At 69.2% G+C, this 20,831-nt stretch carries 19 protein-coding genes and 1 riboswitch; of the genes, 2 read left to right on the top strand and 17 right to left on the bottom strand.

Translation table 11 applies throughout. The features are described 5' to 3' along the window. Nucleotides 1–43: 43 nt before the first annotated feature. The 12 genes from ASD42_RS14325 to ASD42_RS14270 all read right to left on the bottom strand — a co-directional run bounded on the left by ASD42_RS14325 (nt 44) and on the right by ASD42_RS14270 (nt 13,675). A complete protein-coding gene (locus ASD42_RS14325) occupies nt 44–1,192 on the bottom strand; it encodes an LLM class flavin-dependent oxidoreductase (RefSeq protein WP_056816513.1) in 1,149 nt (382 codons plus the stop codon). After that, nucleotides 1,189–1,998 carry a DUF1684 domain-containing protein gene (locus ASD42_RS14320; RefSeq protein ID WP_056816510.1) on the bottom strand — a complete coding sequence of 270 codons (810 nt, stop codon included), beginning with the start codon at nt 1,996–1,998 and terminating at the stop codon, nt 1,189–1,191. The genes ASD42_RS14325 and ASD42_RS14320 overlap by 4 nt, the downstream gene beginning before the upstream one ends. After that, the gene (locus ASD42_RS14315) at nt 1,995–3,362 is read right to left on the bottom strand and encodes an NtaA/DmoA family FMN-dependent monooxygenase (RefSeq protein ID WP_056816507.1); all 1,368 of its coding nucleotides are present in this window, start codon (nt 3,360–3,362) and stop codon (nt 1,995–1,997) included. The genes ASD42_RS14320 and ASD42_RS14315 overlap by 4 nt, the downstream gene beginning before the upstream one ends. Then, the gene (locus ASD42_RS14310; RefSeq protein WP_056816504.1) at nt 3,359–4,519 is read right to left on the bottom strand and encodes an LLM class flavin-dependent oxidoreductase; all 1,161 of its coding nucleotides are present in this window, start codon (nt 4,517–4,519) and stop codon (nt 3,359–3,361) included. Before ASD42_RS14310 ends, ASD42_RS14315 begins: the two co-directional genes overlap by 4 nt. After that, nucleotides 4,516–6,180, bottom strand: a complete 1,665-nt coding sequence (locus tag ASD42_RS14305) for a dipeptide ABC transporter ATP-binding protein (RefSeq protein WP_056816501.1) — start codon at nt 6,178–6,180, stop codon at nt 4,516–4,518. The genes ASD42_RS14310 and ASD42_RS14305 overlap by 4 nt, the downstream gene beginning before the upstream one ends. Continuing rightward, a complete protein-coding gene (locus ASD42_RS14300; RefSeq protein ID WP_056816829.1) occupies nt 6,177–7,004 on the bottom strand; it encodes an ABC transporter permease in 828 nt (275 codons plus the stop codon). Before ASD42_RS14300 ends, ASD42_RS14305 begins: the two co-directional genes overlap by 4 nt. A 67-nt stretch (nt 7,005–7,071) precedes the next feature. Next, nucleotides 7,072–8,121, bottom strand: a complete 1,050-nt coding sequence (locus ASD42_RS14295) for an ABC transporter permease (RefSeq protein WP_235569515.1) — start codon at nt 8,119–8,121, stop codon at nt 7,072–7,074. Nucleotides 8,122–8,209: 88 nt separating this feature from the next. Then, a complete protein-coding gene (locus ASD42_RS14290; RefSeq protein WP_056816499.1) occupies nt 8,210–9,823 on the bottom strand; it encodes an ABC transporter substrate-binding protein in 1,614 nt (537 codons plus the stop codon). Beyond that, a complete protein-coding gene (locus tag ASD42_RS14285) occupies nt 9,820–10,890 on the bottom strand; it encodes an LLM class flavin-dependent oxidoreductase (RefSeq protein ID WP_056816496.1) in 1,071 nt (356 codons plus the stop codon). Before ASD42_RS14285 ends, ASD42_RS14290 begins: the two co-directional genes overlap by 4 nt. 28 nt (nt 10,891–10,918) lie before the next feature. Then, complete coding sequence (locus ASD42_RS14280; RefSeq protein WP_056816492.1) at nt 10,919–11,878, bottom strand: ABC transporter substrate-binding protein; 960 nt, start codon at nt 11,876–11,878, stop codon at nt 10,919–10,921. 31 nt (nt 11,879–11,909) lie between these two features. After that, complete coding sequence (locus ASD42_RS14275; protein ID WP_056816489.1) at nt 11,910–12,671, bottom strand: amino acid ABC transporter ATP-binding protein; 762 nt, start codon at nt 12,669–12,671, stop codon at nt 11,910–11,912. Beyond that, nucleotides 12,668–13,675, bottom strand: a complete 1,008-nt coding sequence (locus ASD42_RS14270) for an amino acid ABC transporter permease (RefSeq protein ID WP_082844249.1) — start codon at nt 13,673–13,675, stop codon at nt 12,668–12,670. Before ASD42_RS14270 ends, ASD42_RS14275 begins: the two co-directional genes overlap by 4 nt. A gap of 158 nt (nt 13,676–13,833) precedes the next feature. Then, nucleotides 13,834–13,927, bottom strand: a riboswitch (SAM riboswitch). Nucleotides 13,928–14,297: 370 nt separating this feature from the next. Between ASD42_RS14270 and ASD42_RS14265 the strand changes: the two genes are divergently transcribed. Then, on the top strand, nt 14,298–15,011 hold the full coding sequence (locus ASD42_RS14265; protein ID WP_056816824.1) for a hypothetical protein: 714 nt from the start codon (nt 14,298–14,300) through the stop codon (nt 15,009–15,011). A gap of 36 nt (nt 15,012–15,047) precedes the next feature. Here the strand turns inward: ASD42_RS14265 and ASD42_RS14260 are convergent, their stop codons facing one another. The 5 genes from ASD42_RS14260 to ASD42_RS14240 form a co-directional block, all read right to left on the bottom strand. Next, the gene (locus tag ASD42_RS14260; RefSeq protein ID WP_056816485.1) at nt 15,048–16,220 is read right to left on the bottom strand and encodes a glycosyltransferase; all 1,173 of its coding nucleotides are present in this window, start codon (nt 16,218–16,220) and stop codon (nt 15,048–15,050) included. Nucleotide 16,221: 1 nt separating this feature from the next. Next, nucleotides 16,222–16,977: an LppM family (lipo)protein gene (locus ASD42_RS14255; protein ID WP_084465704.1), complete on the bottom strand. Its 756-nt coding sequence runs from the start codon at nt 16,975–16,977 to the stop codon at nt 16,222–16,224. A gap of 84 nt (nt 16,978–17,061) precedes the next feature. Further along, nucleotides 17,062–17,982: a carotenoid biosynthesis protein gene (locus tag ASD42_RS14250; RefSeq protein WP_084787138.1), complete on the bottom strand. Its 921-nt coding sequence runs from the start codon at nt 17,980–17,982 to the stop codon at nt 17,062–17,064. Continuing rightward, entirely contained in the window at nt 17,979–19,544 is a 1,566-nt protein-coding gene (locus tag ASD42_RS14245) for a phytoene desaturase family protein (protein ID WP_056816483.1), read from the bottom strand. Before ASD42_RS14245 ends, ASD42_RS14250 begins: the two co-directional genes overlap by 4 nt. Then, nucleotides 19,541–20,167 (bottom strand): GNAT family N-acetyltransferase, encoded by a 627-nt coding sequence (locus ASD42_RS14240; RefSeq protein ID WP_056816480.1) that lies wholly within the window; start codon nt 20,165–20,167, stop codon nt 19,541–19,543. The genes ASD42_RS14245 and ASD42_RS14240 overlap by 4 nt, the downstream gene beginning before the upstream one ends. A 117-nt stretch (nt 20,168–20,284) precedes the next feature. Here ASD42_RS14240 and ASD42_RS14235 point away from each other — a divergent pair, with 117 nt between their 5' ends. Next, nucleotides 20,285–20,734, top strand: coding sequence for an SAV_6107 family HEPN domain-containing protein (locus tag ASD42_RS14235; protein WP_056816477.1), 450 nt, complete (start codon nt 20,285–20,287; stop codon nt 20,732–20,734). The last annotated feature ends 97 nt before the right edge of the window (nt 20,735–20,831 follow it).

Raw genomic sequence — 20,831 nt, 5'->3', positions numbered from 1 at the left:
ATCGCGGGGCGCCCTCATCGGTCCGATGGGCCGGTCGGCGTGGTCAGGCGGCGCGGGCGGCTCGCAGTCCCCACGCCTCGGCCAGCAGACGGTGGGATTCGAGGCGGTCGGCGTGGTCGTGGGTGATGGTGGTGATCAGCAGTTCGTCTGCGCCGGTGACCTTTTGGAGGGCGTCGAGCCGCTCGACCACCGTGGTGGGCGAGCCGACGATCTGGGACGCCAGGCGATCGGCGACGAGGCGCAGCTGGTCCGGGGTGAGGGGGGACGCTGTTGCGGGGTCGAGGTATTCGGTGGCGCCTCCGCTGCGGATGCTGTGCACCCAGTGCCCGTAGCTGCTCGCGTGATGACCTGCGGTGTCGTCATCGGCGGCGACGACCACATCCGCCGACACGATGACGCGCGGTTCGGCCAGTTGCTCCGATGGTCGGAACGCCGCCCGATACGCCGCGACGGCGTCCAGCGCGGTGCCCGGCGCGACGTGGTAAGCCGCCGCGAACGGCAACCCCGATTTGCCCGCCAGCTCGGCACTCTCACCCGCCGAACTGCCGAACAGCCACAGCTCGGCATCGATGCCCTCACCCGGAACCGCGTGCAGTTCCACGCCCTTGGGGGTGAAGTAGCGGCCCTCGATCAGCGCTTGCACCTCGGCCACCTGGTCCGCGAAGTCCAGCGACTCCGCACCGGGCTGCTGCAGCGCCTCCGCCGAGGCGAGGAACTTCGTGCGGTCGGTGACCCGGCGCGGATCGAACGGCGGGGGAACCACCACGCCGTCGCGGATCTCGGTGCGTCCGGTCACCGCGTCGAGCACCGGACGTCCGCCCCGTGTGGTCGCGGTCTCGGCGCCGAACTGGCTGCGTCGATGTCCTGACCGGCCGAGACCCACATCGAGTCGTCCCGGATACAGCGCGTCGACGGTGCCGAACGCCTCCACGATCGAGGCGGACGTGTGATGGCCCACCTGCACCGCGCCGGTCCCGACCCGGATGCGTGAGGTGGCCGCGGCGACCAAGCCGAGCAGCGTCAGCGACGACGAACTCGCCACCGACACGAAATGGTGTTCGGCCAGCCAGTATCGGTGATATCCCCACTGCTCGGCGTTCCGGGCGAGGTCGACGGTATTGCGCAATGCCTGTGCGGCACTCGACCCTTCGCTGATCGGCGACAGATCGAGGATCGACAGCGGAACGCTCATAGCTTCGGATCCTGTTCTCCCGCTTCGATCGCCACGCGCAGCCGGTTCTCGCGTGGCGCCACCGGGCAGGTGGCGAAATCGGTGAACGCGCACGGTAAGTTCACCGCCCGGTTGAAGTCGAGGGTGACGGTGCCGTCGGCCTCGACCGCTCCGACGGCGAGCGAACGGGCGGCCGGGTAGGTGGTGACGCCGCTGGTGGCGTCGGTGAACAGCACTTTCAGATCGGCGGGGGTGCCGAAGGCGAGCAGCGCTTCGTGGCTGTCGCCGATCGTGAATTCGATGATCCCCGCGGCGCTGTGCTGATGCTCGAGCCCGTCCACCACGGCGCCCGTGGTGATGGTGCGCGCCTGCTCGAACGCGGTGAAACGCCCGGTCACGACCCAGCGCGGGTCGGCCGGATAGGCCGAGACTCCGGTGAAGGCTGTCAGCGTCGGAGCGGCCGGATCGTGCACCCGCACCGCGTACTGCCCGGAGCGGCGGATCACCTCGAGAACCCTCGACTCGTTGAGCACGCTCACCCCCGGCGCGCCCTCCACGGGGACCACGATCTGCACGCCGCCGATCCGCTCGCCGTCGACATCGAGCCGGTCCGCGGGCTGCGCGGTGATGAACACCTTCTCGTCGGTGACCCACCAGGTGCCGGGGACGCCGTCGAGGCGCTCCGGGCTGTCGGTGAGCCAGTGCAGCCCGGCCAGGCTGAGCCACCCGAGCGGATCGCGCAGGCCGTCTTCGCGGGCATGGTGCCAGCGCGCCCAGTCGTCGGCGAATGTCGTGGTGGCGGTCGGGTTCTCGACGGTGATTGTCATGACGCGCGTGCTCCTTCGGCGACGGTGTGGTGGTGGGGGTGACGCAGACCGAGATGGTCGCGCAGCGTGGTGCCGGTGTATTCGGTGCGGAAACTGCCGCGTTCCTGCAGTTCGGGGACCACCGTGTCGACGAACTCGTCGAGTCCGGCGGGCGTCAGGTGGGGGACGAGGATGAAACCGTCGGCGGCATCGGACTGCACGTAGCGGTCGATCTGCTCGGCGACCTGGGCCGGCGTGCCGATGAACTGCTGACGGGCGGTGACCTCGATGATCAGTTCGCGGATGCTGAGGTTGCCCGCCTCGGCCTGCTCACGCCACGCTGTCGCCACGGCCAGCGGATCTTTCGCGTGCCTGACCCGGCCTCGGGTGATCTCGGCGGCGGCGTCGGGCTCGACATCGGGCAGCGGGCCGTCGGGGTCGTAGCCGGAAAGGTCACGGCCCCAGACCTGTTCGAGGAAGGCGATGGCGGTCTGCGGGCTCACCTGCTGGTAGCGGATGGCGCGGGCCCGCTCGTTCGCCTCCTCGGTGGTGTCGCCCAGGACGAACGTGGCCGCGGGCAGAACCAAGAGATCGGTGTGTGCGCGACCGTATTTGGCCAGCCGACCTTTGACATCGGCATAGAACTTCTGGCCCGCCTCGAGGGTGCCGTGCCCGGTGAAGATCGCATCGGCGGTCTTCGCGCCGAACTCGCGTCCTTCGTCGGAATCGCCCGCCTGCAGTAACACCGGGTGTCCCTGCGGACTCGGCGGCACGACGAACGGCGCCGCGAAGTCGAATTGCGTACTGCGGAACGTGGTCTCGGGAACCTCGCGGGCGAAGACGCCGCGCTCCCGATCGATCACCAGCGAGTCGGCGGGCCAGCTGTCCCACAGCGCCCTGGTCGCGGCGACCACCTGTTCGGCCCGCCGATACCGCTCACCGTGTTCGAGGTAGCCCCCGCGCCGGAAGTTCTCCCCGGTGAACGCGTCCGAGGAGGTGACCACGTTCCACGCGGCCCGGCCGCCGGAGAGGTGATCGAGTGAGGCGAACTGCTTGGCCACCTCGAACGGTTCGTTGTAGGTGCTGTTGATGGTGCCCGCCAACCCCAGCCGCTCGGTGACCGCCGCCACCGCGTTGAGCACGGTGAACGTGTCGGGCCTGCCGACCACATCCAGGTCGTGGATCTGCCCGCGATGCTCGCGCAGCCGCAGCCCCTCGGCCAGGAAGAAGAAGTCGAACAGGCCGCGTTCGGCGGTCCGCGCCAGATGCTCGAAGGACGCGAAGTCGACCTGCGACTTCGACGCCGGATCAGCCCAGACGGTGGTGTTGTTGACGCCGGGAAAATGCGCGGCAAGGCGGACTTGCTTGCGCGGTTTCGAGGTCACAGCGCTGCTCCTGTCGTGGCGTATCGGCTGAGTGGGCGGGGGAGACCGAGGCGGTCGCGCATGGTGCGGGGCGCGCCGGTGTCGTGCGGTGCGGCAGCAGGGCGGTGGGCGGTGAGCGCGGTCAGCGTGGCGCGCAGGGCCAGTGGTCGCAGGACTATGCCGTCGACGACGCCGGACCGCGTGATCTCGCCGAGCAGATCGTCGAGCGCGGCGGCTGTGCCCACATGGTGGAGCAGACCGGTCTCGAGAGGCGGCTGCTCGGTGGCGGCGTCGGACCGTGCCGCCCACCGGTCGAGCTCACCTACCGCTGCCCGCGCCTCGTCGGCCGAATCAGCCAGGTGAACAGGCAGATCCAACAGAATCCGCACTGTTTCCGGGTCGCGGCCCGCGGCGGCGACGGCAGCGCGCAGGGCCAGGCGTCGTTCGGTCGCGGTGGCGAGATCGGGCGCGATGATCCGGATGATGTCGGCGCGGCGAACGGCGACCTCGGTCGACTCGGGGTCATCGGCGCGGACCGTGACGAGCGGCTGTCCCTGGGGGGATCGCGGGGTGATCGACGGGCCCTTCACCGAGAAGTTGTCACCGGCGAAGTCGATGTAGTGCAGGCGGTCGCGGTCGATGAACCGGCCGGTGGAGACCTCGCGGATCTCGGCGTCGTCCTCCCAGCTGTCCCACAGTCGGGTCACCACCTCGATCGCTTCGTCGGCCTCGTGCCACAGCGACTCGGGTTGCTGAACCTCTTTGCGGCCGAACGCCTTCGCCTCGGCCTGGTCGGTGGACACCGTCACCTCCCAGCCGGCGCGCCCTCGGCTCGCGAAGTCCAATGCGCTCACCGCCTTCGACACGTGGAACGGTTCGGTGTGGGTGACCGATGCCTGGGGGATCAGGCCGATCCGGCCGGTGGGTGGCGCGGTGCGGGCGGCGATCGCGACGGCGTCGAGTCGGCCGCGGGTCACAGCAGCGCCGCCCTCCTGGATGGCGAACGAGTCGGGCAGGAAGACCGCGTCGAACCCGAGCTGCTCGGCCGACGACACCACGGCGGTCCAGTATCCGCCCGTGAACAGGTCCTCGGCCCCGGAGTCGGCGCGCCGCCAGGACGCGGGATGGGTTCCGGTCCCCGCGGTTTCGATGCCGAGGAACAGTGCTGGCTCACTCATCGGGTGATGTCCTTTCCGTCGAGGGGATCGATGCGCACACCCGGTCTTGGGATCGCCGCGAGCAGCTCCCTGGTGTAGGCGTGCTGTGGATCGGTGAACAGGGTTGCGGTGGGCCCGGTTTCGACGATGCGGCCGTGGCGCATCACCGCGACCCGGTCGCTGATGCGGCGCACCACGGCCAGGTCGTGGGAGATGAACAGGTAGCCGAGGGCGAGCTCGGTCTGGAGGCCGTCGAGCAGGTCGAGGATCTGCGCCTGCACCGAGGCGTCGAGCGCGGAGACCGGTTCGTCGAGCACGAGCAGATCGGGGCGCAGGGCCAGCGCGCGGGCGATCGCCACCCGCTGTCGCTGCCCGCCGGACAGTTCGGCGGGCTTGCGAGTGGTGAAATCCGCGGGGAGCGCGACCTGTTCGAGGAGCTCGGACACGCGTGCGGTGCGGGCGGCGCGGTCACCGACGCCATAGGCGCGCAAGGGTTCGGCGATGATGTCGGCGACTTCCCAGCGCGGGTCCAGCGAGGAGTACGGGTTCTGATACACCACCTGGAACCGTTTGCGCAGCGCGCGCAGGCGATTGCGGCGGGCACTGCTGAGGTTGTGGCCGTCGAAGGTGACCGTTCCGCTGTCGGCCTCGGTGAGCCGCAGGGCGATCCGCGCGGTCGTCGATTTGCCCGAACCGGATTCGCCCACCAGCGCGAGCGTTTCCCCGCGATCGAGGCTGAACTCCACCTCGTCCACGGCGGTGATGGAGCCCGAGCCCGCATGGAATCGCTTGTGCAGGGCATGAACCGACAGCAAAGGTGTTTCCGCTCTGGAACGTAGGGGCCGGAATTCGGTGGGCGAGAGCGCCGGGGACGCGGCGAGCAGACGCTGCGTGTACGGCTGTGCCGGTCGGGTCAGCACCTGTGCGGTAGTGCCGGATTCGACGACCTTGCCCTGCTCGAGAACCACCAGCCGATCGGCCCGTTCGGCGGCAACGGCCAGATCGTGAGTGATCAGCAGCACGGCCGTGCCGCGGGCCGCGATCCGTTCGGCCAGCCGATCCAGCACCTGCCGTGCCACCGTCGCGTCGAGGGCGCTCGTCGGCTCGTCCGCGATGATCAACTCCGGTCCGCACGCCAGCGCGATCGCGATCAACACCCGCTGCCGCTGTCCACCGGACAACTCGTGCGGATACTGCCGTGCCCGCAACTCCGGCTGATCCAGCCCGACTTCCTCCAGCAGATCGAGCGCTCGCAGGCCCGCCCCGCGCCGGTCGGCCAGTCGATGCACCAGCAGCGCCTCGGCCACCTGATCACCGACCCGCAGCACCGGATTGAGCGACAGGCCCGGATCCTGCGGCACGAACCCCACCCGCGCCCCGCGTAGCCGCCGCAGGGCCTTCTCGTCAGCCGGATCGACCCGCTCACCAGCGAATTCGACCTTGCCGGAGACGACCTCCGCCGAATCCCCGAGCAGCCCGATCACCGCATGCGCCAACGTCGACTTCCCCGACCCCGACTCGCCGACGAGAGCGACGACCTCTCCGCGCGCCACCTCGATCGACACCCCGCGCAGCGCAGCGACGGGCCCCGCGCCGGTGCGATACGCGATATGCAGGTCCTCCACCTGGAGCAAGGGCCCGTCCGTCGCGGAGCGCTGCGTTGCGTTCTTCTTGTCGTTCATCGTTTTTCGGTCCTTCCCGCGAAGCGGCCGAGACGCTGGGCCGACAACACCACGGCGACGATGACGAGGCCGGGCAGTGTGGTGAGCCACCAGGCGGAGGCGAGGAAGTTGCGCCCCTCCGAGATCAGCGAACCCCATTCGGGGGTAGGCGGTTTGGTGCCGTAGCCCAGGAAGCTGAGCGACGACACGGCCAGCACCGCCATACCGAATTCGACGGCGGCCAACGCGAGTACGGGCTGGAAGGAATTGGGCAGGACGTGACGGATGAGGACCGCGTACCACCGCACCCCGGACGCGTGCGCGGCCTCGACATAGGGCGCGTGCCGCACCCGCAGCACCTCCGACCGCATCACCCTGGCGAAGTTCGCGATCAGCGAGATGCCCACGGCGATAGCCACATTGCGGGTGCCGAAACCGAGGGCGGTGACGAGGGCGAGCGAGAGCAGCAGCGAGGGGATGGACAAGAGCACATCGACCACCCGCATGATCGCGGTATCGACGATGCCACCGGCCGCCCCGGACAACAGCCCGAACAACGATCCCACCACCAGTGCGATCCCGACCGCGGTGAGCGTGGCGGTGAGCGAAAGTCCGGCACCGTGCACCATGCGCGTGTAGAGGTCGCGGCCGAGATTGTCGGTGCCGAACCAGTGTGCGGCGCTCGGCCCCTGGAACTTCTGCGCGGGCACGCCGGTGAGCGGATCTCCGGAAGCGAACAGCGACGGCGCCACCGCCCAGCCGACCGCGACGGCCAGCACCGCACCCGAAACCACCAGACCCAGGTGTGTGCGGGCCCAGCGGGCAGTTCGGGCGACTCGGTGCACGCGCGCGACGTCGGGACCGGTTGTCGTTTCGGGCCGTTCGGTCACTGCAGTTCGGCGCACGAGGATGTCAACCACGTTCACTCCTTTCGGTGCCGGTGCCGGTGCCGGTGCCGGTGCCGGTCTCGTCCGGGTCGCGGGGCTTGCCTGTGACGGCGACGGCCTCGGCGGGAGTACCGGCGACGGACCGACGGCGTCGAGTACCGGTGATGCGTGGATCGAGCAGCGGGTACAGCAGGTCGACCGCCAGATTCACGGCCACGAAGATCAATGCCGAGAGCAGCACCACGCCCTGGACCACGGGGATGTCCTGGTTGAGCACGGACGTCTGGGTGAGCCGCCCGACGCCCGCGCGGGCGAACACCGACTCCACCACCACCGATCCGGCCAGCATGGTGCCGACCAGCACACCGGCGATGGTGAAGGCGGGCACGCTCGCCAGCCGCGCGATGTGGCGGCGCTGCACCCACCAGCGGGACGCGCCCTTTGCCAGCGCCACGTCGGTGAACGGTTGACGCCACGTGTGTTCCAGCCCGGCGGCCAAGACCTGGGCGAGCACCGCACCGATCGGCAAGGCCAGCGTCAGTGCGGGCAGGAGCGTCCCGCGCAGCCCGGTCCCCCCGAAGGCAGGGAACCAGTGCAGTCGAAACGAGAACAGCTGCAACAGGAGTAGCCCGGTCCAGAACGTCGGCACCGAAACACCCAGTGGCGGTAGCGCGCTCAAGGTGTTGCGTAGCCACGGGCGCCGCGTATAGGTGGCGGCGAAAGCGAGGATCGTTCCGCCGATGACCGCGAAAAGCAGTGCGAGAGCGGCTAGTCCGAGCGTGGCCGGGATGACGTCGCCGAGGGCTTCGGTGACCGGTTGACCCGTGTTGATGGAGCGTCCCAGATCGCCGGTGACGGCATTGCCGAGCGCGGTCACGTATTGCTCCCACAACGGCTTGTCCAACCCGTAGCGAGCTTGCAACTCCGCGATCGCCACCTGGTCTACCGGCGCGCCGGTGCCCGCACTGTCGGCCGCCATCGACACCGGATCCGCGGGCAGCAGATACAGCACCACGAACGAGATCGTGAACGCCGCCCACAGCACCCAGATCGCCTGCAGTACCCGAGAACCCACGTACCGTCCGACGTCTGTCCGGCTGCCGGCGCGCCGAACAGCGCTACCCGCGCCGACGCGCCGCAGAGTCCCGACCAGCCCACTCATCTCAGTGCCCGCTCAACCAGGTGTCGAAGAACTGCAGGCGCGCCGAGGCCTCGAACTTCAGATCCTGTGTCTGCGCGGCCGCGCCGATCGCCTGCGACAACTCGATCGTGGGGACGTAGAGCCCGTTGTCGAGTACCTGCCGCTGCGCGGTCGCGAGCAGTTGCGCACGGGCAGCCGGGTCGCTGGTGGCGAGCTGTCGGTCGAGAGTCTCGTCGAACTCGGGGATCGGGCCGCGTGCGTTGATGTTGCGACCGGCCAGGCCGAATGACGTGCGCAGGATGTCGCCGTCGGCGCGGGTGGAGTTGCCGTAGCCGGCGTCGACGTCCTTGGCGTTCTGTCGGGCGATGGCCTCCGGGGTGGAGACGAGATCGAGCTTCAGATCCACACCGATCTGGCGCAGCTGCTGCTGCACCAGCTCCAGGATCGCCTGGTTGCCCGCGAACACCTGGCTGAACGTCACCGCGAAGCTCAGCCGCTCACCGTTCTTGGCCCGCACGCCGTCGGCGCCGAGCACCCAGCCCGCCTGATCGAGGATCGACTTCGCCTTGGCCGGGTCGTAGGCGAGCCGTGCCGACTGATCCAGATACGCCGGGGTCGCCGACGCCAGGCTCGAGGTCGCCGACTTGAACTGCGGACCGAGCACGGTCTCGACGAGCTGCTTGCGGTCGATGGCGGGGAGCAGCGCCTGCCGGACCGCCGGATCACGCAGCGGGCCACGAGTCACGTTGAGCTGCAGGCCGAACGGTGTGCCGGGGTTGGAGGTGGACAGGATCCGCCCGCCGACAGCCTCGATCTGCGGAGCGTCCTGGGGCAGTGCGTCGCTGACCGCGTCCAGCTGGCCGGAGGCCAGGCTGCCGGTGCGCACACCCGATTCGGGTACGACGGTGAACTCGATCCGATCCAGGTAGGCCTCGCCCTGGTGGCCGAACGCGGCAGAGCCCCAGCTGTATCCGGCCCGCTTGACCAGGGTCACCGACGTGTCCTGCTTGTAGGAGGCGTAGGTGAACGGCCCGCTGCCGATGTTGTCTCCCGCGCACCTGGCCTCGGCCGGTTTGGCGTTGGTGGACTGCGCCAGGATGCCGAGCTGGGCGGTCGAGGACGCCTGCAAGAACTGGGCGTTCGGCGCGCTGAATTCGACACGGGCGGTGAGCTTGTCGACCGCCGTCGTGCCGACGTAGCCGGTCAGGTAGCTCGCTCCCAGCTGGGCCTTGGCGGCACCGAGCTTGACCACCGCGTCGAAGGTATCGCGCACCGAGTCGGCGGTGAGCGCGGTGCCGTCGCTGAAAGTGACCCCGTCGGCGAGCTTGAAGGTGAAGACCTTGGCGTCGGGGCTGACCTCCCAGCTCTTGGCCAGCCAGGGGGTGATCGCACCGGTCTTCGGGTCCTGATCGGTCAGCGAGTCGACGATCTGGCGGGCCACATAGATGGTCTGGTTGGTGCCCGACTGCGCCGGATCCGAGCAGGTCGGCGCACCGGAAAGCCCGTAGCGCAAGGTACCGCCGGGCTGCGGCGGGCCGGCCTGCCCACCGGAGCCGCCGGTATCGCTGCCGCACGCGACCACCGTGGTAGCGGCGGCGAGTACGCCCGCGAGGGCAGCAAGACGATGTCGGATCACGAGATGACTCCAGAGAATTCACGGCCGGTGGCCAGGGGACGGCTGGGGATGCGGCGGCGCAGTTCGGGCGCCACCTCGGCCTGGAACAGTTCGAGGCTGTCCAGGTAGTGGTTGTCGGTGCGGCCGTCACGTTCGGCGGACAGGTGGATGACCTCGTGCCCGAACTGCTCGTGATAGCGGCCGACCTTGTCGATCACCTGCTCCGGGCTGCCGATCAAGGCCGAGGAGCGGGCGACGAAGTCCTCGATGGTCTCGAACACGACCGGATTGCCGATCTTGCGCTGCAAGGAGGTGCGGGCCTCGTAGAGCGGCCGGAACACCTCGACGGCCTCCTGCGAGGTGCGCGCGACGTGGAAACCCGCGGTGCCCGCGCCGACCAGCGCATCGGCCGGGTCGTGACCGTGGTGCGCCCACTGCTCGCGGTAGTGGCGGATCAGTTCGGCGTACGGCTCGATCGGGTTGGTGACGTTCGCCGAGAACACCGGGTCGCCGTGGCGGGCGGCCAGTTCCACCGATTCCTTGCTCGTCGCGCTGCCGTGCCAGATCCGCAATCGCGGCTGTAGCGGTCGCGGCAGGGCCTTGGCGGCGGTGAGCGAGGGCCGGAACTGTCCCGACCACGTCACTTCGTCGCTGTCCCACAGCTTCCGGAACAGTTCGTACCCTTCACGATTGCGCGCCCACTGATCCTCGGTGGTGACGTGGTAGAGCTGCGCCTGTGCCGCGCCGTTGCCCTTGCCGATGATCAGTTCGAGCCTGCCCTCGGACAGGTTGTCCAGGGTGGAGTAGTCCTCGAACGCGCGCACCGGATCGAGCAGGCTCAAGGTGGTGACCGCGGTGAACAGGCTGATCCGGGAGGTGACGGCTGCGATATGGCTCAACACCACCGGGGGAGCGGCCGACAGGAACGGATCCTCGTGCCGCTCACCGACAGCGAAGCCGTCATAGCCGAATTCCTCGGCGCGCCTGGCCTGTTCGATCACCTCGTGCAGGCGATCGCGGGTCGACGGCACCACGCCGGTGACCGGATCGGGTACCCGGGTGATCAGCGTCATCAGCAGGAATTTCATGCGCCGACTCCCCGCTCGTCGAATGTCCTCATGCGGCGGGCTTCTTCGGCAGACCGGGCGGGTTGATCCGCGACTCGGTGACCTTCTCCGAATCCAGGCCCCAGCGGTCGAGGATCTTCTGGTAGCTGCCGTCGGCGATCGCGTGCTGCAGCGCCTTGTGGATCGGGCCGATCAGGCCGTTGTCCTTCTTGGTGAGCGCCGCGATCTCGCCCTGTAGCTGCTCACCCGCGCCCGAGAACGTGGCGATGATCTTGCCGTCGCTGGTGGCGGAGTGGTACACGGCCGCGGGGTTCGGGCCGATGTAGCCGTCGATGCGCTTGGAAGCCAGCGCCAGGTAGTAGTCGGTGCTCTGCTGGTAGTAGGCGATGTCGACCGGGGGCAGACCCTCGGCGACGTTCTTCTCGTTCCAGCTCACCAGCAGCTGTTCCTGGTTGGTGCCCGCGCCGATCCCGATCCGCTTGCCCGCCAGGCTCTTGCGGTCGGTGTAGGTCAGCGGGCTGTCCTTCGGGACCTCGAGGGCGACGGTGTCGGTGCGGTAGGTGGCGAAGTCGTACTTCTCCTTGCGCTCCTCGGTGACGGTCACGTTCGAGATGAACGCGTCCACCTCACCGGAATCCACGCGCACGAAGTTCTGCGACCAGTCCGCCACCTGGATGTCGAGCTTCAGGCCCAGGATGTCGGCCACCAGGGTGGCGAAGTCGACCTCGGAGCCGATGACGGTCCGGTCGTCGGTGGCGTAGAACCGCAGCGGCGGCACGGAACCGGCGGGACCGGTCACCACCAGCGTGCCGCGGTCGCGGATGGCCTTGGGCACCTCGGCGGCGATCGCGTCGACCTTGGCGGCGCGCACCCTGCTCTCCTGGGCGGGGGACAGGTCGTAGGTGACCGCACCGGCCTGCACGGTGTCGGCGGCCTCGGGATCGGCGGTGCAGCCGGCCGTCAACAGCGTGGCTGCCGCGACGATGCCGATCAGTGTGGAGAGCTTCATCAGTGTCGAACCTGTTCGTGGGAGGGGATGATCAGCGCACGCGCGACAGGAATGCCTGCGTGCGTGGATGTGTCGGTTGGTCGAGAACGGTGGCCGCCGGGCCCTGTTCGACGATCTGTCCTTCGTCGAGGAACACCACGGTGTCGGCGACCTCACGGGCGAAACCGATTTCGTGGGTGACGATCACCAGGGCGGTGCCGCTGTGCGCGAGATCGCGGATCACCGCGAGGACCTCGCCCACCAGTTCCGGGTCGAGTGCGGAGGTGGGCTCGTCGAACAGGATCAGCCGTGGTTTCAAGGCGAGCGCCCGCGCGATGGCCACGCGCTGCTGCTGACCGCCGGAGAGCCGCCGGGGGTAGGCGTCGACGAAATCGGCCAGACCCACCCGATCCAGGAGCTGTTTCGCCTCGGCGACCACCTCGCTGCGCGGGCGGCGCTGCGCCGAGATCGGGGCGAGCACCACATTGTCGAGCACGGTGAGATGCGGGAACAGGTTGAACTGCTGGAACACGAAGCCGATGTGGCTGCGCTGGGCGCGCACCGCGTGGTCGGGCAGCGAACGCAGGATGTTGCCCCGTTGCCGGTAGCCGATCAGCTCACCGTCGACGTGCACCGTGCCCGCGTCCTGCGCTTCCAGATGGTTGAGCACCCGGAGCAGGGTCGACTTGCCCGAGCCGGACGGTCCGATCACGGCGACCACCTCGCCGGTGTCCACCGCCAGATCCACGCCGCGCAGTACCTCGGTGCCGTTGTAGGACTTGCGGATTCCGCGTGCCAGCACCGCTGCGGTCATCGGGTTGCTCCTCGGGGTGCGGCCGCACCGGCGGCGATCTCGGTGACCTTGGCGCGGACCCGCTGCCACGGTGTCGGCGGCACCTCACGGTGTGCGCCCTTGGCGTAGTGGCGTTCGATGTAGTACTGGACGATCGACAGAGCCGTGGTGAGCACGATGTACCAGACGGTCGCCACCATGAGCAGCGGCACCACTCGGCCGTTGCGGCCGAAGATCACCTGGACCTGGTAGAACAGCTCCGCGATCGCCATCACCGACACGATCGAGGTGCCCTTGAACAGGCTGATCACCTCGTTGGCCGCGTTCGGCAGGATCGAGCGCATCGCCTGCGGCAACACGATCGTGCGGAACTGTCGCCAGCGCGGAATGCCCAGCGCGGCGGCAGCTTCGAGCTGACCGTCGTCCACGGCGAGCAGACCCGCCCGGATCAGTTCGGCCGAGTACGCCGCCTGATGCAGGGCCAGGCCGATCACCGCCGCGGTGAAACCGCTGATGACGCCGTTGACTTCGAAATCGAAGAAGGCCGGACCGAACGGAATGCCCACCGACAGGCGGGGATACAGGTAGGCGATGTTGAACCAGAACAGCAGCTGCACGATCAGCGGGATCGAACGGAACGCCCAGATGTAGGTCCACGCGATCACCCGCAGTACGGGATTGTTCGACACCCGCCCGATCGCCAGCAGCGTGCCGAGCACGAAACCGAGAACGGTGCCCCACAGGGTCAGCTCGATGGTCACCCGGAGCGCGGCCATCACCGACTTCGCGGTGAAGTACTGGGCGAAAGTGCCCCAGTCCCAGCCCGGATTGGTGATCAGACCGTGCGCGAACTGGGCCACCACCAGCAGCGCGACCGCCCCGACGACCCAACGCCACGGGTGCCACGATCCGGCGATCCGGGGGATGTCCTCGGGCGCCTTGTCGGCGGATTCCGGCTCAGTGGGGGGAGCGTCGCCGGGCGGTAAGGGCGCGGTCTCGGCGCCGGATACGGCAGACGCGGTCATGGGAGTCCTTCGGAAAACAGTGGAACGAGGCACGGTGACCTCCACCCGGCCAGCGACGGGTTCGCGATCTGGCGGCGCTCAGACCCGACACGCCGTCGCTGTCACCCGGCACTGGTCGATATGTCGGCGGCGGTAGCCCACGTTCAGCACGAAAATCTCCTCCATCGATCCCGGCAGAAGCACCCACACCCCGAAACGGGCGGGTTGCTGCGACGTCATCGAGCCAGGTCTCTCGGTCGCTCTGGATGGTTGCGCCCCGGGTTCGTGGCCCGAGCTGAATCAGCATGTGGCATATGCGCGACTGCGCACAACGGTAGAAATCATCGTGAGCGCAGAGCTTGGAGTCGGCCGTATACGCAGTCATAATTGCCCCGGTTCGGCGTGGTCAGTGACCCGCGGACGGCCGTGATCGGGGGGCGAGACGATCGGTCGTCCAGGCGGGTGGCGTGGGAGCGCTGCGCGGTGGTCGCCGGATCGGGTGGCGAGTTGCCGGCGGACGCCGAGCTGCGGTCGCTGCGAGATTGCGACGCGCCGAACGGCCGGTTACTTCACCTGGCCTGATTCACACCTCGCACGCGGTAGCGTCGGGCTCCTCTGCGTCGATGAGGAGTACGTCGTGATCATGCCGCGTCGTTCCACCACACTGACCTCGCTGGTGGCCTGTGCCGCCGCGCTGCTGCTCGGCGTGCCGTCGGCCGCCGGCGAACCGGCCGCGCCGGTGACGCCTGTTGTCACCAGGGACGCACCGAACGCCACTCCCGCGGCGGGGCCGGGTGATCTGCTCGGCGCCTACCAAACCGTCGTCGAGACGCTGAAAGCCATGGGTATCCAGCCGTTTCTCTACCCCACGGTCGCCGCGAACTGCACCGGTGACGGTGCGGGCCTCGTCCCGGCCGTCGCGGGCGCGGTCCCCGGCCCGTGGCCGACGAACACCCTCCCGATACCCGGACTCGATCTCTCGGCCGTGAAATCCGGCCAGACACTGTTCACCTTCCTGCCCTACGGGCTCGCTCCCGACACCGCCGCCACGAAGACCTCCGGTATGCAGGTGGCCTGGCTCAATATCAGCACCGGTCGGGGCGGGATGGCCTCGATGGGTCCGATCGCCGACATCGTGCGCGCGATGGTGCCGCCCGAGGTTCCGGTCGAGTTGCGTCCGCTCGCCGAGACCGCCATTCGTGACTTCCTCTTCGCCGCGATCCCGGTCGGCGGTGTTCGTGCTGTGCCCGTCGATACCGGTCGGGGCACTGTGCTGGCCGCTGTCTTCGGCACCACCGACAATGCGGGCCGGTCCTGCTTCTTCTTTCCGACCATCGGGATCACCGAAGTGGCGTGAGTGCGCTCGCCGGCCGGCGGTGGGGTTCGAAGCGGCTCAGGCGTGTTGGGCGATCGGGTTGTCGGGAGTGACCAGGGGGCGCTGTTTCCAGCGCAGGCGGCCGGTGCGGTGACGATGGTGGGAGCGGGTCCACAGGCTGAGGTAGTGGGCCACCGAGAGTGGGTGGGCAACGGCCGAGGCCGCGTCGGGACCGGTAGGCGCTCGCCGGGTTTCGATGGTGCGGGCGGTGAGTCGGCTCGTGACGGCGGCCAGGTAGCCGAGCAGACCTGCTCGACGGGTGCGTCCGCGGCCGAAGATCGCTGCCAGTGGGGGGATCCAATAGGCAAGGGCGGCGAGGATGGCGATGGCCGCGCCGGTGTCGAGACGGCCGCCGTAGGCCGACCACAGCCAGCGGGTGTAGCCGTCGGTGAGCTCGGTTCGGCCGGTATACATTCGGGTTCTGGCGGCCGGGCCCGCGGTCACCAGCGCGGTGCGGTGGCCCGCGCGACGCACGGCACGGGCGAGGTCGAGATCCTCGGTGGCACTGGCGGCGACGGCCGCGTGACCGCCGCCCGCGCGGTAGGCCCCGGCGTCGACGGCGAGGAACTGCCCGCACGCGACGGCGGTGGACGGTCGCAGACTGTGATTGGCCGGGCCGACCAGTAGGGACGACGCCCACGACCACGCGAGCAACGGCTGGACCAAGCGCTCGGTGGTCGAACCTGCTTCCTGGATCGGCCAGGCCGACACCAAACCCGCACAGCGCCTGCGTAATTCGGTCACCGCCGCGGCGACGGCGTGGGGCGCGAGGCGGACGTCGGCGTCGACGAAGACCAGGGCGGCCGCGTCGGTGCGGGCGGCGAGGCGCGCGCAGGCTGCGGCTTTGCCGGTCCAGCCGGGGGCGGGGTGGGCGGCGGAGCGCAGGACGGTGAAGCGCTCGTCTGCGGCGATCGCGGCCAGTGCGGCTTCGTAGGTGTCGTCGGTGGACGCGTCGTCGAGGATCAGCACATTCATGCGGGGGACGCCGGTTTGGGCGCGAAGGTCGGCGATCAGCGCGGGCAGACGGGCGGCTTCGTCCCGGGCGGGGACGCACACCGTGACCGGTTCGATCACGCCCGCGACTCCGCGTGGCAGGGTGCGCAGGGTGACTAGGTTGTAGGCGGCGGTGGTCGCGCCGAGCACGGCCAGACCCGTGCCCGCCCAGGTCAGGTAGCGGGCCGCCGCGCCCACGTCAACGGCCCAGTCTGCGACTGGAGATCTCGCGCCACATCTCGGAGGGGGAGAAGCCGCCGCGCGGCGCGTTCGGCGGGCCGGGGTTGCGATCACGGAACGCCAGACCCGCGATCAGCGCGGCCACCGCGAGGGTGATGCCGCCGACGATGCCCGCCCAGCCCGCGAACGAACGGGTGTTGGGGTCGGCGTACTTCACCTCGGCGCGCATGGTCGACACCTCGCCCGCGGGCAGTTTCCACGACACGGTGTTCTCGCTGTCGGTGGTCTCGCGGGTGCCGTTGGTCTTGGCGACGCGGGCCGGGAACGCTACGGAGAACTGCACATCCGAGCCGTGTGGGGGGACCGATTCCAGATCGACCCGCCCGGTCAGACTCACCAGATCGCCGTTGCGCTGGAAGTCGAGGGTGAACATGCCCTGCGTCTGATCCGAGAGCCCGCCGAGCTGGCCGACCTCGCCGAAGGACAGATCGTCGAAGAACACCTGGGTGCCGATGTACCCGTCCTGGTTGTAGTTCTCCACCCGCACCTTCGCCGCCAACGACTCCGGCGCCTTCAGCTGGGGTCCCTTGTCCTCGGGCCCGGTCGGCACCACTGCGGCGACGATCCGCCCCGACACGCGGTCGTTCGACGACACCCCCATCGACACCTGCACCCGCAGGCACCCGGTCAGCGCGGGCACGAGCAATGCCAGCAGGACGGCAACGGCCGCGACGCGCCGCGCGGGCACGGAACGACGCGGCGAAGGAGCGGGCATCTCGGCGACGGGACTCGGCTGCACGGTTGACATCGTGCCAGGCTCAGGCCCCAGAGCCCACACGACGGGCCCACCGCGCACCGCTCACCCGTGCCGATCAGGCGTTTTCGCCCGGAATCGGGGTGTGTCTCGGCGGGGTCGGTTGCTCAGAACGCGCGTTGCCCATGGCCGCGCGCGCCGAAACAAGGGGAATCCGAGCACGCCGAGACCGGCGAAACCCCAGATCGCCGACGCCGGGAGGCCGAGGAATACCGCGTGCGCGAGGGCCGAGCCGAGCCAGGTCCACCCGAACACCGCGACCGGGACCGCCACCGAGGAGTCGTGCGGCGGCGCGAGGCGCTGATCGAGCACGGTGAGCAGCACTGCCATGATCCCGGCGACGAGCGCCCAGCCCAGATAGTTCGTGTACGGGATCTCGGGCAGACCGGGGAGACCGGCGTCGGTGACCGCCCACGTCCACTGGCCGTCGGCGACCATCTGCGGATCGAGGAACAGATCCCAGCCGACCGCACCGAGGGCGAACAGCCCCACGCGCCGGACGTTCGACCCGACCGGGGGCCCGTCGGACACCAGCATGCTCGCGACGATCCAGATCGGGTACAGCCCGCCGGTCCACGCCAACGGCACCGCCAGCGGAACATCGACGAACGCCGGCCCGAGCCGATCGACGGCATAGGCGTAGCTGCCGAAAGGGAATCCGGTCGCGGTGCCGACGATCTCCGCGATGAGCCCCAGTCCGGACACGATGACGAAGAATCCGCAGGCCCACCGCAATCCGCGAGTCGTCGCCGCGTGCGACAAGGCCGTCGCGGCCGACAGGGCCACGACGGCAACGGTGATCCGATCGCGTGCCACACCCGCGCTCAGGGGATAGGTGATCTGCACGAGCACCAGCGCCAGCGCGATGACCGCGGGAATCGCACGGCGGGGATCGACCCGAACCCCGCGAGTTCGCGGCGGTGTGCACCCGAACGGACTCAGGCGGTACGACGACGACGCTTTCATCGCTTGTACGGCAGGGTGAAGCGGCGCTTACGGCGATCACCCAGCACCAATCGGGCCGCGCTGCGCCCGCTGGCTCCGGACACTCCGCCGCCGGGGTGGGTGGACGCGCCGGTCAGATACAGACCGGGAGCGCCGGGGACGCGCTGGCCCGACAACTCCGGCAGCGGGCGCCACATCATCATCTGATCGAGCGACATCTCCACGTGCATGACATTGCCGCCGCGCAGACCCATCTCCCGCTCGAGATCGACCGGCGTCTGCGTGAATCGTCGACGCACCGACGAGGTGAAACCCGGGGCGTACCGTTCGACCTCGGCGACGATCCGATCGGCCTCGTGCTCGGCGTGTGCTGCCCAGTCGCCGCCGTCGGCGAGCTCATAGGGATGCCATTGCGCCCACAGCGATAGCTGATGTTCGCCCGCGGGCGCGACGGACGGGTCGAGCGCGCTGAAACTCATCGCGAGCACCACCGGACGTGGCGGCAGTGAACCGGCCAGCGCGGCGCCGTGGGCCAGTCGGAGCTGTCGACGATCCGAGACGAGAAACTGCAGACCACGGGCGGATTCGGCGGGGGAAGCCCCGGGGTATTCGGGTAGCCGATCGGTGGCCAGCCGCACCACCATGCCGATGCCGGGGCCCACCCGGATGCGGCGCTGCCAATCGTCGAGGACAGCGGCGTCGAAATCGCCCGCGCGCAACAGGTCGAGCGTCGACAGGATGTGGGAACCCGCGATCACCGTGTCGGCCCGCAGAGTCCGGCCCGACTCGGTCGCCACCTGCCAACCGCTGCCGGAACGGCGCAGCGAGGTGACGGCGTCACCGGTATGCAGCTCGCCACCGTCGGCACGAAGGCGCGCGATCAACGCCGCACTGAGCGCCCCACTGCCACCCACCGCGCGACCGGGCGGCAAAGTATGCATGAGCGCCGCGAACCCGGCCATCGACGCCGTCCCCGGTTCCGACATCGGCGGACCCGACTGCGCGCCGAACCATGCGAGCGAGGCCTTGAGCCGTTCGTCGTCGAACCAGAAGTCCAGCAGCGCGTCACCGGTCTGCAAGAACTCCCGCGACAACGCCGACCCACCGGCCCGCGCGTCCAGCCCCCAGAACGAGCGAAGAAGCCTGCCCGGCGTCGGCGGCCCACCGAACGAGCGCATCACCCGTGCGCTGCGCTCGCCCCACACGCCGACGAAACGCCGATATGCGTCAGCGTCCTTGACGCCACAGGCCGCCGCGATCGACGCGCACGTCTCGTCGAGATCACGGTGGAACACGATCGGCGCGCGTACACCGTCGGACGGTGTGAACCCCCATGGATCACAGTCGAGATAGCGCAACCCGAATCGCTCGAGCTCGAGCTCCTCGATGATCCCGGTGTGCCGGATCATGATGTGCGCCGAAGATCCGCGATCGACGAGATGCCCCGGGAACCGCTCGACGGTCGACACCGCGCCACCGGGCACCTCATCGCGCTCGAGCACCTCTACCCGCTGCCCGGCTCTCGCCAGATAACAGGCCGCGACCAGTGCGTTGTGGCCCGAACCGACCACTACTGTCGTCACGGGTGCGTGGGAGGCATCGGCAGCCTGCGCCCGAGGATGGCGAACGGACGCGTATCGCCCGCGAACACGAAATTGCGGATCACATCGGTGAATCCGGCTCGTCGGTACAGCTTCCAGGCGCGGTTCGCCTCCTCCGGGACCTCCGGCGTCGACAGCAGCACGGCCGCCTCGGCGCGGTCGGCCAGCAATCGCTCGAGCAGCCGCGCCCCGATCCCACGCCCCTGCGCGGCCGGGTGGACGTGCAGTTCGGTGAGTTCGAAATAGTCGGCGAGCAGGTCGCGGGCGGCGGCATCGGGCCACCCGCAGCGCCGCATCCCGGTCTGCACCTGCTGATGCCACCACTGCCGCGGTGCGCCGCTGTAGCCGTAGGCGATGGCAAGGATGGGCGCGGTGCGCAGGTCGACGCCGCCCGAATCGTCGGGCAGCACCGCGGCGACCGCCCGCCAGCCCGCCCGTGTGGTGTGTTCGGTCCACATCGGGGCGCGATGGTGTTCGGTGCCGCGGGGGTAATCCATGGCGGCGACATAGACCGACAGGGCGTCGTGCAGGCGTGCGCGCAGGGCGGCGACGCTGAGGTCGACGACGACGGGTGCGGGGGTGTGATTCGGCTTGACGGCTGTCATGGCTCTCGTCGATGGCGCGCGGACGCGGAAAGTTGTCGGTGGGTGTCCCTATATTCAATCTCAATTCAAACGTTCGAATGTTAGTTCGATCAGTGCGAGGGGCGAAAGGGGCAGCAGATGGCTGGTCACAACGATGGTCGAGCACACGCGGGCCACGATGGGCGGGCCGGCGGACTACTACGCCAGGCCGATGCCCTGCTCACCGATTCCGCGTGGGAGCACGAACCGGGGGAGCGGTTCCGCACCGCCTACCTGGCCGCGCTGCGTGGCGCGGGCTCGATGATCGCGCTCACCGGCGCCGACCGGGCGCCGCGGGCACGCTCACGCAGCGCCTGGGTGTTACTGAGACGCGCCAGCCCGGAATTCGTGATGTGGGCCGACTACTTCGAGGCGCACTCGCAATTACGGGCCGCGTTGGAGGCCGGATTGGACCGCGCGATCACCGACACACAAGCTGACGAGTTCTGCTCACGGGTGGGCGCATTCCTCTACGACGTCGACGATGCGCTGGTAGCCACGGCTAAGAGCCTCCCGCAGCCGAGTCGTGGCCGCGACATGACCGCTTAGTTATGACCGAGTAGGTGGTACGCCGCCGATCGAACTCGTATCATGGGGAGCAGATAGCCGCCAAGGTCGGCTACCCGTCGCCTACCCGGAGGCGACC

This window comes from Nocardia sp. Root136, assembly GCF_001427185.1.
GTDB classification, from domain to species: Bacteria; Actinomycetota; Actinomycetes; order Mycobacteriales; family Mycobacteriaceae; genus Nocardia; species Nocardia salmonicida.
Note: the sequence above shows the minus strand (reverse complement) of the source record. Positions and strands in the feature narration are given on the sequence as shown.